Below are 15,011 nucleotides of genomic sequence, written 5' to 3'. Positions count from 1 at the left end.
GCTTCGGAAGCAATGAGAGGAACTCCATTGCGGACGGACGTTTATTATTAACTTTAAAATTAGTACGCATGAAAAAGAACAGGCGAAAAATCCTTTCGGGGAGTCGCAAGATTCTCTTTGCTATTCTGGCAATGTTTCTATCATTGAGTGCATCCGCACAACAAATTACTGCCTCCGGTCAGGTGCTGGATGCGCAGAACGAACCGCTTATCGGTGTTAGTGTACAGGAAAAAGGAACGACTAACGGTGCGATTACCGATCTGGACGGTAACTTTTCATTAAATGTTCAACAAAATGCCATTCTGGTATTCTCTTATGTGGGCTATAAGTCGCAGGAGATGAAGGCTACCCGTCAAATGAAGGTCACACTTCAGGAAGATAATGAAGTGCTCGATGAAGTGGTGGTAATCGGTTATGGCTCGGTGAAACGGAAAGATGTGACGACAGCCATTTCTTCCGTATCCACCAAAGATCTGGATATGCGTCCCATTGTATCTGCCGGACAGGCCATTCAGGGTAAGGCGGCAGGTGTATCGGTCATCCAGCCCAATGGTACGCCGGGAGGCGAGATGTCTATCCGTGTGCGTGGTACTACTTCAATGAATGGAAGTAACGATCCGCTATATGTAGTAGACGGAGTGCCGGTAGACAATATCAAGTTCCTTTCTCCGAATGATATTGAGAGTATGCAGATCTTGAAAGATGCTTCTTCCGCATCTATATACGGTTCGCGTGCCGCTAACGGTGTGATTCTTATTACGACAAAAGCAGGTGCGACGGGAAATGCGAAAGTTTCTCTGACTGCCCAGTTCGGACTGAATAAAGTGGCCGATAAAGTGGAGTCCTTGAATGCATCACAGTACAAAGAATTGCAGGACGAGATCGGACTGGTGTCTCTGCCTGACGGATTGCCCGACCGCACCGATTGGTTTGACGAGACATACCAGACAGGGAAGACCCAGAATTATCAGATTGCTGTATCCAATGGCAACGAGAAGATGAAATACTATCTTTCTGCCGGATATCTGAATGAACAAGGTGTGTTGGATATCTCTTACTACAAACGTTATAACTTCCGTGTGAATCTCGAAAATCAGGTTCGTAAATGGTTGACTGTTAGTGCTAATATCTCTTATTCCGACTATACAAGCAATGGAGGAGGCGCTATGGGTACAGGAGCGAATCGGGGAGGTGTTATTCTGGCGGTTATCAATACTCCGACGTATGCTCCGGTTTGGGACGCTTTGAACCCGAACCAATATTATAATAATTTTTATGGAGTGGGCAATATCACCAATCCACTGGAGAATATGGCACGTGCAAAGAACAATAAAGATAAAGAAAATCGTTTATTGGCTTCCGGTAACGTGTTGCTGACGATTCTTCCTGAGTTGAAATTCAAATCGACACTTACTCTTGACCGCCGTAATGCTGTCAATACTACTTTCCTTGATCCTATTTCCACTACTTGGGGACGCAACCAATATGGAGAGGCTTCGGATAATCGGAACATGAATACGGTCCTGACATTTGATAATGTCTTGACTTATAATAAGAACTTCAAAAAGCATGGACTGGAAGTCATGGTCGGTTCGTCGTGGACGGATTCCGACTATTCAAACAGTTGGATTAACGGTTCTCATTATCGTGATGACCAGATCCAGACCTTGAATGCAGCCAATAAGATTTCTTGGGATAATACCGGAACAGGGGCTTCCCAATGGGGTATCATGTCATTCTTCGGACGTGTAGCCTATAATTTCGACAGTAAGTATCTGCTGACTGCCAATATCCGTGCTGATGGTTCCTCTAAACTGCATCCTGACCATCGCTGGGGGGTATTCCCATCATTTTCTGCCGCTTGGCGTATCTCTTCAGAAAAGTTTATGGAAGATCTGACTTGGATTGATGACTTGAAGCTGCGTGGAGGTTGGGGACAAACGGGTAACCAATCGGGTATCGGAGACTATGCTTATCTGCAACGTTATAACATCGGTCGTATCGAATGGTTTAAGAAAGGTGAGGAAGGGGATAAGACGGATTATGCCAATGCCGTACCGACCATCAGTCAGGCGAACTTACGTACATCCGATTTAACTTGGGAGACAACCACACAGACAAATATAGGTTTGGATTTGACAGTCTTGAATGGACGTTTGACGTTCAATGCGGACTACTACTATAAGAAAACAAAGAATATGCTGATGAATGTATCTCTGCCTGCCGGTGCTGCCGCAGCCACTTCGATAGCCAGAAACGAAGGTGAAATGGTGAACAAGGGTTTTGAATTTTCTATCAGTTCGAAGAACTTCCGTGGCGGAGCATTTACTTGGGATACGGATTTCAATATTTCTTTCAACCGGAATAAACTGACGAAGCTGGAACTGCAAAAAGTGTATTATGATGCGAAGACAGCGGATGTAGTCAATGATTATGTCGTACGTAATGAGCCGGGGCGTGCTTTGGGAGGTTTCTATGGCTATATTAGCGACGGTGTGGACCCGGAAACCGGTGAGCTGATGTATCGTGACTTGAATCATGATGGTAAGATCTCATCTTCCGACCGTACTTATATCGGTGACCCGAATCCGGATTTCACTTACGGTATGACCAACACATTCTCTTGGAAAGGTTTTAATCTGAGTATCTTTATACAAGGTTCGTACGGAAATGATGTTTATAACGCTTCACGTATCGAAACGGAAGGTATGTATGATGGTAAGAATCAGTCGACCCGCGTGCTGGGACGCTGGAGAATACCCGGACAGATAACGGATGTGCCGAAAGCCAATTTTAAACTGTTGAATTCTACTTATTTCGTGGAGGATGGCAGTTATCTGCGGTTGAAAGACGTCTCTTTGTCATACAACGTGAAAGGCAAACTCTTGAAGAAATGGGGAATCACCCGTCTGCAACCTTATTTTACAGCTACCAACCTGTTGACGTGGACCAGTTACTCCGGTATGGATCCGGAAGTGAACCAATGGGGTAATAGCGGTACGGTGCAGGGTATCGACTGGGGAACTTACCCGCATTGCAGATCATACGTGTTTGGTATTAATGTTGAATTCTAATGAAAGGAAAGATTATGAAACTAAGAACTATATTTTGTGGATTGACGTCCGGTTTGTTATTGGGGATTTCTTCCTGTTCACTGGATTATGAGCCATTAGACACCTATTCGGATGTGACAGAAGGAATAACGGATAACGGAACGAAGATTGTGTTCAAGGATAAGGCAGCTGTTGAAAGCCATCTGACTACGCTTTACAATCAGATGCGTGATCGTCAGGAACATTGGTATGTGGATTTGCTGCTGATTGCGGATTCTCATTCAGACAATGCCTATGCAGGTACTACGGGAGCGGAAGTTGTTCCGTTTGAAAATAATTCTATTGAAGGATCGAATTCTGTATTGGAGCGTGACTGGAACCGGTATTTGGAGGATATTGCCCGTGCCAATAAGCTGATTTGCAACATCGACCTGGTGAAAGATAATTCATTGACTGCCGACGAACGGGCACAGTATAAAGCGGAAGCGGAGATATTCCGTGCTATGATTATGTTTGATATGGTGCGTCTTTGGGGAGACTTTCCGGTGATTACAACTGTGGCGGATGATATTACTTCGGATAATATTGAAGATGTATATTCCCAGTATTTTCCTGAGCAAAATACGGAACTTGAAGCTTACCAACAGATTGAGAAAGATTTATTGGATGCTGTGAAGTATGCACCGGACAATACACTGAGCAATAAGACATTATTCACCAAATCGGTGGCACGTACATTATTAGCTAAAATTTATGCAGAAAAGCCGTTACGTGACTATACGAAGGTAATCCAATATTGTGATGAAGTGAAAGCGGATGGCTTCGATTTGGTAGAAGACTTCAGCGATTTGTTTGGCATGAACGATGCTAATACGGATGCGAAAGTACGTAATACAAAGGAAGCTATTCTTGAGGCACAGTTTACTCCCGGAGCGGGCAATTGGTGTTCGTGGATGTTCGGACGCGATTTGGTGAACTGGAATACCAACTTCACATGGGCGAAATGGGTAACTCCGTCACGTGACTTGATTAATGCTTTCAAGAAAGAAGGTGATGAGGTTCGTTTTAAAGAGTCGGTTGTTTATTATGACTGTTCGTGGAGCAATTATTATCCGTCGGATAATTATCCGTTCATGTATAAATGCCGTTCGGCCAATAGTAGTATCATAAAATATCGTTATGCTGATGTGTTGTTGCTGAAGGCAGAGGCATTGATAATGCAGGATACACCTGATTTGGAAGCGGCTGCCGGTATTATTGATGAAATACGGAAACGTGCCGGTTTGGGGAAACTTCCTTCATCTATCCGTGAAAACAAGAATTCCATGATTGACGCTTTGCTTAAAGAACGTCGGTTGGAGCTGGCTTTTGAAGGACAACGGTGGTTTGATTTAGTACGTTTGGACAAGGTAGAAGAAGTGATGAATGCTGTGTATGCGAAAGATTCAGGACGCAAGGCACAGGTTTATGCTTTCGATAAGAACTCCTATCGCTTGCCTATCCCGCAGTCAGTAATTGATGCGAATGATAAGATTCAACAGAATCCGGGTTATTAATATATTAGAAACTTAAGATTATGATAAACATGAGAAATATAGCATTGACTTTTTTAGGATGCTTCACCATATTAGCTGCATGCAGCAACAGTGACGACGCAGAAAAACCGGTAGTACCTGTTCCAACCGGAGATGTAACGATTTATGCAACGACCAACAGCCTGACACGTGATTTAACCCGTGATGCGGTTAATTTCAGCTCGAAGGATAACCTAGCACCTACTTCTATCACGCTGGATCCTACAGAACAATACCAAACAATGGATGGTTTCGGGGCAGCCATAACGGGAGCTACCTGCTTTAATCTTTTACAGATGCAGCCGACGGACCGCCATGATTTCCTGACCGAAACATTCTCTGATAATAGTGGTTTCGGGTTTAGTTATATTCGTATTTCGATTGGTTGTTCGGACTTTTCGTTGAGCGAATATACTTGTTGCGATACGAAAGGAATAGAGAACTTTGCTTTGCAGAGTGAAGAGAAAAACTATATCTTGCCGATTCTGAAAGAGATTCTGTCTATTAATCCTTCTATTAAGATTATTGCAGCCCCCTGGACTTGCCCTTTGTGGATGAAGGTAAAGAGTTTGGAAGATCTTACCCCGCTGACGACGTGGACAAGCGGACAGCTGAATCCTGCTTATTATCAAGACTATGCTACCTATTTCGTAAAATGGGTACAGGCATTTAAGGCCGAAGGTATTGATATTTATGCTGTGACTCCTCAAAATGAGCCATTGAATCATGGCAATTCGGCTTCGATGTACATGAGTTGGGAAGAACAGAGAGACTTTGTGAAAACTGCACTCGGACCTCAGTTCAAGGCTGCGGGATTGGATACAAAGATTTATGCCTATGATCATAATTATGATTACAGCAATCTTGAGGCAGAGAAACAGTATCCGGTCAAGATTTACGGTGATAGCGATGCATCCCAGTATATAGCCGGTGCAGCATATCACAATTATGGCGGCGATCGTGAGGAACTGCTGGAAATCCATAAAGCTTATCCCGAGAAAGAACTACTGTTTACGGAAACTTCTATCGGTACATGGAATAGCGGACGTGACTTGTCAAAGCGATTGCTGGAAGATATGAAAGAAGTTGCATTGGGAACAGTGAACAATTGGTGTAAAGGGGTGATTGTATGGAATCTGATGCTTGATAATGACCGTGCTCCCAATCGTGAAGGTGGTTGCCAGACTTGCTATGGAGCGGTGGATATCAGCAATAGTGACTATAAGACAATCATTCGTAACTCACATTATTATATTATTGCCCATCTTTCAAGTGTAGTGAAACCGGGCGCAGTACGTATCGGTGCATCCGGCTATTCCGACAGCAATATTATGTATTCTGCTTTCGAGAATACGGATGGTACATACGCCTTTGTTTTGATGAATAACAATGAGAAGACAAAGAGGATAACTATCAGTGATGGTAAACGTCATTTTGCTTATGATGTTCCTGGCAAGTCTGTGACCTCTTACCGTTGGGCGAAGTTGAAATAAGAACCTTAAAAGTATAAAGACATGAATAAAAGTATCTATATAATATTGGCATTGATAGGAATACTGGTCATGAATTCCTGTAGTGACGATGAATTCCTTTCGGGTAATCCGGATATGGAACTCGGAACTGGGAAAGTAAGTGCGCTTTATGGCGATAGTCTCCCGTTCACCATTAAGGCTTCGGATGTGGATGTACCTCTTTCTACTTTGAAAGCGAAACTTTTTTATGGAGAGGAATTGGTGTCGGAAACTGTGATTCGCACCAAGACAAGTGGTAGCGATTATACGGGCAAAGTCTTTGTGCCTTATTATCCCAACGTGATTGATGGTAGGGCTACTTTGAAGTTTGTCCTTCAGAATATCCATTTCACTACTACGGAAATGGAGCGGGAGGTTGTTTTGTCCCGACCGGACTTCCCTTATGTCACTTTGGTTGACGAAATGGGTGAAGAATATCTGATGAAGAGGCAGTCTCTGTATAATTATAGTGTGACCGGTAGATTTCCTCAGGATATGAAGGCTTATTTTAAAACCCCGAAAGTCGGTGAAAACGGTAACGAACTGACTTTCGGATGGGATAATGAGAATCAGCTTTCGGAAGGGAAGAATGTGGATCCCATCACTTTCTCCGGTACGGAGGCAGAACCTTATGAGGTAACTTTCAATGTTCTTACATACGCAGTTTCTCCATTGGTCAATGTATTGTTTGACGGAGAGAAGATGATAGCACAGGATGCGAATACTTATCTGATACAGAAATCATTTACTCAGGGACAGTCCATAGTAGTTGTGGGTATAGATCTGGATGGCTGGTGGATTAATCCGGATTATTTTAGGAAAGAATCCAATGGTACATTGACTTTCTTACCGGTGAATGGCAAGTATCGTGTAGTAGCTAATATGAAGCAGAAATATTTTAGTGTGACCCGCATGAACGGTGATGAGGAGGCTACTCTTTCTGATGACGGACATGGTGCTATTTGGTTAATGGGTTGGGGAGTCGGCTCTCCTTCATTGGATAGCCAGTTTGGGTGGAATATCGGAAGCAACTATTGTATGCCGGAAATTTCATCAAAGAAATATCAGTTTACCGGAGTGGCAGGCCCTGAACATGGTTCATCAATAGGACAGCGTTTCCGTTTTGATTATATAAGTGCTAAGTTCTTCTTCCAGAATGGTTATGGAGGAGAATTTTCTCAGATAACATTGGCTTCCGGTACAGAAGCATTGTTGAAGTTGACAGATAGCAAAAATTTTGAACTTGCTAATGATGTAAAGCTGGAAGAGGGAGCGACCTATGTACTTACTGTTGATTTGACAGCCGGAAATGATAAGGCAGTAATTTCTTTCAAGAAGATTTCAGATGGAGAGGTGAAACCGCAACCGACACTAGTACAGACATTGTATTTTGATTTCGGTGGTAATGAAAGTGGAACTCGCGGGGAACCGACAGTCTCCCCGGATAATAATGGAAATTACTGGAATAATATTATTAATAATGATGGATTTTATGCAAAGAAGGGCTCTGTTTATACCAATTTTGTAAATTCAAGGAATGATCAGACAGGCTTTTCATTGACGTTGAATTCACGTTTTACGGCTAATAAAGCAGGTGGTTTGACGAATCCGGATAAAGACAAATTAGGTGATTTAGCAGTGATTACAGCCACCGGTGATTATTTCTTCTTAGAAAAGTTGGAAGATAATGGTAACTTTACTCTTTCGGGCTTGGATAAAAATAAAGGGTACAAATTTTATATGTTTGCTAGTCGAGACGCAACTCAGATTCGTACAGCACGCTACACGATAGCTGGTACAAACGAATGGGCAGGAGAATTACAGGCGGCCGGCGCCGATTGTGGAGGTACTGGGAAGAATCATAATGTAGAGAATATCTGTGAATCGGATTGGGTGTATCCGGATGAAGAAGGAAAGATTTTGTTTACAGTCTCCCGTGCGACAGGTGATTATATCCCTTTGAATATCATGAAAATGGAAGAATGGTCCGGCATACGATAACTATATCATATATTAATCTATAAAAAGAAGGGACATGAAAAAACATATACTTTTGGTTATGGCACTCTTTGGAGTGCTTACTGTTGGGTCTTGCAATGACGATGAGCCTGTTGTTTCTCCCATACCGGGGGAAGACGAAGAGGTAGTGATACCTGCGCCGGAGCCTATCAATCCTGTATTGGTACAAACTCTTTATTTTGATTTTGGTTCGGTAGGAGGGGGAACGAGAGGGTCTCAAACTGAAAGTCCGGATGAGAACGGACACTATTGGAATAACATTTATAATAATGATGGGATTTATGCTGCTGTTAACTCTGTATTTGAAGACTTTGTTAACTCGGAAGGTACTTCCGTAGGCTATAAACTGACGTTGAATACCCGTTTTTCTACTAATGGAGGTTCTGGCGGAGGTGGTTTGTTAACTCCTGACGCAGAGTTGTTGAAAGATTTTGCCGTATCTACAGCTACAGAAGATTATTTCTATATAGAGAGTGGGGAGAATGGCAATAACTTTACCATTTCCGGCTTGGATAAGGAGAAGGCATATAAGTTCTATGCGTTCGGTAGCCGAAGTGCCACAGAGAAACGTGTTGCTTATTATACGATGTCCGGGTTGAACAGTTATCAAGGTGAGTTGCAGATTGCCGGAACAAATTTAGGCGGAGAAGGGGTTAACCAGAATATTGCTAATATCTGCGAGTCCGGATTAGTCTATCCGGATGAAGAAGGCACCCTGACCTTTGCTGTTTCTCGTAGTACGGGAGCATATATGGCAATAAATGCTTTGAAGCTAGAAGAATATACCGATGTAAAACGTCCCCAAACATTTACTTCGTTGACAATAACCGGTAGTGCGGTAGAAGAAGGAGAAGTGCCTATGCACATGATTTCTCCGACAGACAAGGTAAGTAATAAGTTTGAAGCTTTTTTGTCACTTCAATCGGGTAAGTTTTCTTTCAAGGGGGTAACATCGGAGGGTGTATCTACTGATATTGGAAAGGGACATGAACCTGGTGTTGTGGCGATGAATAGTTACGGTATCTCGGCAGAGGTGACAGGTCCGGTATATATTGTAGTGGATATGTCAAAGAAGAGTTATACCATTACTCCGGTAGAAGAATGGAGTATTGTTGGGAGTGTTACGGAAGGAGGTTGGAATGCCGGAACTGGTGTACCGCTTGCCTATCAAGGTAAAGGTGTATGGGGTGGACGGGTAAAACTGACCGGACTTGGTACGGCAAGTGACCGTGCCCGCTTCAACTTTATTATGAACAAAAGTTGGGATTATACAATGAAACGTATTTCTGATACTTCTAATGAAGTGGCTTTCTCCAATTCTGGCTATTCTACCAGTGATATAAATTTGAATCATGGTACGTATAATATCACTTTAGATCTCCGTCGTTTCGCTTTCTATATTGATTGTGGTGAAGAAGGTATAGATCCTTTTAAGATTTCTGTAATGGGATCTTCTGTCGCTAACGGACAGGGGGCAGACAGTAATCATGGTTATGCCTATATGTTCGGTGAATTGCAGGACGAGCGTTTCAAGAATCAGGAGACCCGTCTGCCATGGTATACATCTGGTATTTCTATTGGTGGAAACAGTACATTGAATTTGTTGGCTCGTTACAATGATTTGTTGTATGACTGCGGCAAGTATGTTATCTTCGGACTTTCTTTGGGTAATGAGGGAATACATGGGGCTGCCGATCAGCAGGCTATCTATAATCAATTCAAAGACAATATGCAGACTTTGATTAGTAAAGCGCGTGAAGACGGTAAATATCCCGTGATGATGAATAATTATACTCGTGGAGATTTTGAGGAGAGCGATTATAGATATGTAAAACAGATGAATCTGCTGATTCATGAGTGGGATCTTCCTTCTGTCAATATGTTAGGTGCAATAGATAACGGTAGTGGTAAATGGGCAGACGGTTATCAGAATGGTACGGATCTTTATCATCCGAATACAGAAGGACACCGTGAATTCCTTTATGCTATGGTTCCTTCGTTATTTGATGCAATAGAAGCTGGTAAGACTCTTCCTGCACGTGTCTCCGGAACTTCATATACTTTGGCGGGAAAGGTTTTGGAATTTACTCCGGAAGAAACAGTACATCCGTTTACAATCTCTTTTAAGGTGAAAGGTGCTACAGATGGAACGATTGCCACTTTTACAAATGGTGGCAATACTATGGGAACTTTGAAGATTCAGGAGGGAAAGGTAGTATATAACTCTCCATCGCAAGGTAAAATAGTAGGTGGAAATGTTACGGATAATCAATGGCATGTAGTATCTTTGACACATTATTATGCACAAGGACGTACATTGCTATACACCGATAAGAGTTTAGCAGGAGAATTGAACGAGAGACTGACTGTAGGTAAGTTTATTATCGGTGATAATAGTTCTACAGAGGGCAGAGAGTACAGTGAACTGTTCTTCTACCGTTCGGCAATGAATGAGGAAGAAATAAACAAACTTTGTGATGGAAGTATGTTGAAGTCCAGTTTGGAAATCTATGCTCCGTTGGATGGTTCGAAATCAACAATTGAGAATCTGGCTCAAAGTATGAATACTGTGGTAGTAAAGTCTGAATAAGAATAGAAATTATATGAATATGAAACTCAAAGCAATGTTACTTGGCCTGTCCATAATGACCGCATTGCCTGTCTGTGCGCAGAAACCGGTATATTTGGATACAAACAAGCCAATCGAAGAGCGAGTGAAAGATGCGTTGAACCGGATGACTCTTGAAGAAAAGGTCAGGATGATTCATGCACAGTCTAAATTTAGTTCGGCAGGCGTACCCCGTCTCGGTATTCCGGAAGTATGGGCTACCGATGGGCCTCACGGTATCCGTCCGGAAGTATTATGGGATGAATGGAATCAGGCAGGATGGACAAACGATTCTTGTATTGCTTATCCCGCACTCACATGCCTTGCCGCGACATGGAATCCCAAAATGTCCTACCTTTATGGAAAAAGTATCGGTGAAGAGGCGCGTTACCGCAAGAAAGACATCTTGTTGGGTCCCGGTGTGAATATCTACCGTACTCCCTTGAACGGACGTAACTTCGAGTATATGGGAGAAGACCCGTATCTGTCCGCCACTATGGTGGTTCCTTACATCAAAGGTGTACAAGAGAACGGGGTAGCTGCCTGTGTGAAGCATTATGCCTTGAACAATCAGGAGTTCAACCGTCATACCACCAATGTACAATTAAGTGATCGTGCTCTTTATGAGATATACCTGCCTGCTTTTAAAGCAGCTGTTCAGGAAGGTGGAACATGGTCGATTATGGGCTCTTATAATCTTTATCAGGGACAGCACGCCTGTCACAACAAGCGCCTGCTTCGAGATATTCTTCGCGATGAATGGGGCTTTGATGGCGTTGTAGTGTCCGACTGGGGTGGTGTGCACAACACCGAACAGGCTATTCATAACGGCATGGACTTGGAGTTTGGTTCATGGACGAACGGACTGTCTGCCGGAACGAGAAATGCGTATGATAATTATTACCTTGCTTTCCCTTACCTGAAACTGATAAAAGAGGGTAAAGTAGGAACAAAGGAACTGGATGAAAAGGTTAGTAATGTCCTTCGTCTGATTTTCCGTACTTCAATGGACCCGCACAAACCATTTGGCTCTTTAGGTTCTCCCGAACACGGGCAAGCCGGACGTCAGATTGGAGAAGAAGGGATTGTACTGTTGCAGAACAACGGTAACGTACTGCCTATCGATTTGAATAAAGCTAAAAAAATAGCCGTTATCGGTGAAAATGCCATTAAGATGATGACTGTGGGCGGTGGTAGTTCTTCTTTGAAAGTGAAATATGAGATTTCTCCGTTGGATGGACTGAAAAGTCGTGTGGGCTCAAAAGCAGAAGTGGTATATGCCCGTGGGTATGTAGGCGACCCGACAGGAGAGTATAACGGTGTGAAAACCGGTCAGGACTTGAAAGACAACCGTTCGGAAGATGAACTGCTCGCTGAGGCTTTGCAAGTGGCTAAAGATGCCGACTATGTTATTTTCTTCGGTGGCTTGAACAAGAGCAATCATCAGGATTGTGAAGATTCGGACCGCGCTTCTTTAGGTTTGCCTTACGCGCAGGATAGAGTGATAAGCGAACTGGCAAAGGTGAATAAAAACCTGATTGTTGTCAATATCTCCGGCAATGCAGTGGCTATGCCTTGGGTGAATGAAGTGCCTGCTATTGTTCAGGGTTGGTTCTTGGGTTCGGAAGCCGGGACAGCTCTTGCTTCCGTATTGGTAGGAGACGCCAATCCTTCGGGAAAACTTCCTTTCACCTTCCCGGCAAAACTGGAAGATGTAGGGGCTCATAAATTGGGCGAATATCCGGGCAATAAGGAAGAACTGGCACAGTCTAAACATAGAGGAGATACGATTAATGAAATCTATCGGGAAGATATTTTTGTAGGTTACCGTTGGGCGGATAAAGAAAAAATCAAACCGCTGTTCCCGTTCGGACACGGATTGAGCTACACTACTTTCGCCTATGGAAAGCCTTCGGCTGACAAGAAAACAATGACAGCAGATGATACTATCTCTTTCACGGTCAATGTGAAGAATACAGGAACTCGTGAGGGGCAAGAAGTTGTTCAGCTTTATATCAGCGATAAGAAATCCTCTCTCCCTCGTCCGATCAAAGAGTTGAAAGGTTTCCAGAAAGTGAAACTGGCTCCGGGAGAAGAGAAAGCGGTAACGCTGACGATTGATAAGAAAGCATTGAGCTTCTTTGATGATGCCAAACACGAATGGGTGGCCGAACCGGGCAAGTTTGAAGCAATTATCGGTAGTTCATCCAGGGATACTAAAGGTATTGTACCATTTGAGTTGAAATAGGTAGATGTTTGGTTAGAGATTTTTTAAGGAGATGACAGAGAGTCTGGGTACTCGGAAAACGCTAAGTGATTGCAACAAATTGACTTAGCGTTTTTTATTGCCTAATTTTCCCCGTTAAGATTTTTAAGGAGGATAGGGCAGATTATATCCTTTCTTTACAACAGGCGCAAGATGATGAAACCAACCGGCCTTTTGGGGATTTCATGGCGGTGCAATTGAGAAAATCACTGTCTTTGGAAATTCAAAAATATAAAGCTTCTCACAATAAAGGATTTAGCTTTATGTTTTAATCTTGTAGGACTTCTTTTGATAAGACTTTCATCCATTTGTATATCTTTCACCGCTTAGTACCAACAGACTTTCCGGTCCCATATTGAACAACAGGTCTATGATACTCAAATTAGGTAGAAAACCCAGTTTGGACTCAAAAACCTGATAGTAGGGTTGCGGAACAAACTCTTTATCCACTTCCCTGAAATCCTTTTTCGGATGAATCACTTCCCGAAAATCGGATTCTCCGGGAGCAAACTCCATCTTATATTCGGAAGTGCGCTCAATGGTGGGGTGAATATCTATCAATTCACAGACCATCCGGCATAGTTCTTCGTTGAAATCGATTAAAAATTCGTATTTCTTTTCGTAGAAAGGACGGAAGTCGTCCTTGTAGTACTCAAAGAAAGGAGTATTGTTGTAGGCCGATTCGATGGCGTTCCAGTGCAGATGTCTCCAGTTGCCGTGGTCGGAGATGCGGATATCCTTCATTGGGCACTTCAATGTATCGGGCTTTACGGTTGGGATGGAAAGAGCTAACTCACCCGATGGACCGGCAATGGTGCACCGGTTGCGGTAGGTTTGTTTTATATAGTGGTCGTATTGTTCTACAAATACCTTGTCATAAGCCAGTAGTTTGGTATAATATTCAACGGGAGCGAGATAGGCTGAAGATAAATAAGCGATGTTCATTTCTTTCATTTTAATTCGTTTAGGAGGCTCTGTTATTAAGGATATTATGAGATATAATGAAGGGGTTGTTTCTTTTATGATCCGGAAGATTATTTTACTGTTCTGAAGAAACGCCTCCATCGATATCCGTCAAACAACCCTGTTTCTTTTTCTTTAGAGAACCAAATGATGGAGGCTTTTCCGATGATATGGTCTTGCGGGACAAATCCGAAGAGCCGTGAGTCGGAGAAGTTGACGGTATTGTTAGACCCCATCCAATAGTAATCTTTGGTGAAATAACAGTGTTGTGTGGGTTTTCCGTTCACGTAGAGAGTGTCGTTCTTTATTTCTGCCTGTTTGCCTTCGTGCATCACGAGGGTATTCCGCAGCAAGGTCATGTTCCAGGGATAGACCCGAATAAATTTCCCTTTTCCGGGGACAATCAGCGGATTTGGTTCGGCATCTTCTTTGTTTGACAAAGGTTGAACGAAGCTCTCTTTCCCATTCATGGCCTGTTCCAGCAGATAATATTCGTAGCGGCTGAAACTGCGCACATGGGTGCTGTCATTACTTCCCATCAATCCGTCGTTGGTGATGGAAAGGGTATGCATGAGTGACGTAATCAGATTTTCTTTTGAAGCGGGGTACGAATAAAGTCTTTTCTTATCCGGGTTGAACTGTGCTTCGGGTGAAATAACTGAGAAAAGGGAATCAACAAATAAGGTGTCACCCGGTACTCCGAGACAACGGCTGATATAGATTTCCCGGCGGTCGATGATAGGTTCCCGGATTCCGGCCGGATTATTGAATACTACGATATCTTGTCGCTGTACAGGACTTTCGCACCAACGATGATAGGAGAAGAGCGACATGAAAGGAACTCGTAACCCGTAACTCCATTTGTTGACTAGGATGCGTTCACCTTGGAAAATGGAGTTTTCCATACCGGTGGAAGGTATAAGGTAGGATGTAAAAGCAAATCCCCGGAGCAGAAGCACTACGACTACTGCTCCGGCAAATGCTAGTGTCCATTTGAATTTACGAATGTTCATCAAT

8 protein-coding genes and 1 pseudogene are annotated in these 15,011 nt (G+C 43.1%); 7 read left to right on the top strand and 2 right to left on the bottom strand.

Translation table 11 applies throughout. The features are described 5' to 3' along the window. The first annotated feature begins 68 nt into the window (after positions 1 to 68). From BACFIN_RS15475 to BACFIN_RS23200, 7 genes and pseudogenes are all read left to right on the top strand, one after another. The gene (locus tag BACFIN_RS15475) at positions 69 to 3,074 is read left to right on the top strand and encodes a SusC/RagA family TonB-linked outer membrane protein (protein WP_007749852.1); all 3,006 of its coding nucleotides are present in this window, start codon (positions 69 to 71) and stop codon (positions 3,072 to 3,074) included. Then, positions 3,074 to 4,609 carry a RagB/SusD family nutrient uptake outer membrane protein gene (locus tag BACFIN_RS15480; protein WP_007749848.1) on the top strand — a complete coding sequence of 512 codons (1,536 nt, stop codon included), beginning with the start codon at positions 3,074 to 3,076 and terminating at the stop codon, positions 4,607 to 4,609. The genes BACFIN_RS15475 and BACFIN_RS15480 overlap by 1 nt, the downstream gene beginning before the upstream one ends. A 20-nt stretch (positions 4,610 to 4,629) precedes the next feature. Beyond that, positions 4,630 to 6,120 carry a glycoside hydrolase family 30 protein gene (locus BACFIN_RS15485; RefSeq protein ID WP_007749847.1) on the top strand — a complete coding sequence of 497 codons (1,491 nt, stop codon included), beginning with the start codon at positions 4,630 to 4,632 and terminating at the stop codon, positions 6,118 to 6,120. Between the two features lie 21 nt (positions 6,121 to 6,141). Then, positions 6,142 to 8,139 carry a DUF5016 domain-containing protein gene (locus BACFIN_RS15490; RefSeq protein WP_007749845.1) on the top strand — a complete coding sequence of 666 codons (1,998 nt, stop codon included), beginning with the start codon at positions 6,142 to 6,144 and terminating at the stop codon, positions 8,137 to 8,139. A 34-nt stretch (positions 8,140 to 8,173) separates the two neighbouring features. Beyond that, complete coding sequence (locus BACFIN_RS15495; protein ID WP_007749843.1) at positions 8,174 to 10,747, top strand: GDSL-type esterase/lipase family protein; 2,574 nt, start codon at positions 8,174 to 8,176, stop codon at positions 10,745 to 10,747. A 13-nt stretch (positions 10,748 to 10,760) separates the two neighbouring features. Then, the gene (locus tag BACFIN_RS15500; protein WP_007749841.1) at positions 10,761 to 13,013 is read left to right on the top strand and encodes a glycoside hydrolase family 3 C-terminal domain-containing protein; all 2,253 of its coding nucleotides are present in this window, start codon (positions 10,761 to 10,763) and stop codon (positions 13,011 to 13,013) included. 104 nt (positions 13,014 to 13,117) lie between these two features. After that, positions 13,118 to 13,303: pseudogene (locus BACFIN_RS23200) on the top strand (hypothetical protein); the annotation flags it as partial. Between the two features lie 28 nt (positions 13,304 to 13,331). On the opposite strand, the gene BACFIN_RS15505 reads toward BACFIN_RS23200, so the two are convergent. Both BACFIN_RS15505 and lepB read right to left on the bottom strand, forming a co-directional pair. After that, positions 13,332 to 13,985: a WbqC family protein gene (locus tag BACFIN_RS15505; protein ID WP_007749839.1), complete on the bottom strand. Its 654-nt coding sequence runs from the start codon at positions 13,983 to 13,985 to the stop codon at positions 13,332 to 13,334. An 80-nt stretch (positions 13,986 to 14,065) separates the two neighbouring features. Then, the gene (gene lepB, locus BACFIN_RS15510) at positions 14,066 to 15,007 is read right to left on the bottom strand and encodes a signal peptidase I (protein WP_007749836.1); all 942 of its coding nucleotides are present in this window, start codon (positions 15,005 to 15,007) and stop codon (positions 14,066 to 14,068) included. Between the last annotated feature and the right edge of the window lie 4 nt (positions 15,008 to 15,011).

The organism is Bacteroides finegoldii DSM 17565, assembly GCF_000156195.1.
Taxonomy (GTDB): domain Bacteria; phylum Bacteroidota; class Bacteroidia; order Bacteroidales; family Bacteroidaceae; genus Bacteroides; species Bacteroides finegoldii.
This window is presented reverse-complemented; position numbering and strand designations above follow the sequence as displayed.

Excerpts from the sequence above, each read along its gene's own strand:
- BACFIN_RS15485 (WP_007749847.1), top strand. The coding sequence starts at position 4,630 with ATGATAAACATGAGAAATATAGCATTGACTTTTTTAGGATGCTTCACC.
- BACFIN_RS15475 (WP_007749852.1), top strand. The coding sequence starts at position 69 with ATGAAAAAGAACAGGCGAAAAATCCTTTCGGGGAGTCGCAAGATTCTC.
- lepB (WP_007749836.1), bottom strand. The coding sequence starts at position 15,007 with ATGAACATTCGTAAATTCAAATGGACACTAGCATTTGCCGGAGCAGTA.
- BACFIN_RS15480 (WP_007749848.1), top strand. The coding sequence starts at position 3,074 with ATGAAAGGAAAGATTATGAAACTAAGAACTATATTTTGTGGATTGACG.
- BACFIN_RS15500 (WP_007749841.1), top strand. The coding sequence starts at position 10,761 with ATGAATATGAAACTCAAAGCAATGTTACTTGGCCTGTCCATAATGACC.
- BACFIN_RS15490 (WP_007749845.1), top strand. The coding sequence starts at position 6,142 with ATGAATAAAAGTATCTATATAATATTGGCATTGATAGGAATACTGGTC.
- BACFIN_RS15495 (WP_007749843.1), top strand. The coding sequence starts at position 8,174 with ATGAAAAAACATATACTTTTGGTTATGGCACTCTTTGGAGTGCTTACT.
- BACFIN_RS15505 (WP_007749839.1), bottom strand. The coding sequence starts at position 13,985 with ATGAAAGAAATGAACATCGCTTATTTATCTTCAGCCTATCTCGCTCCC.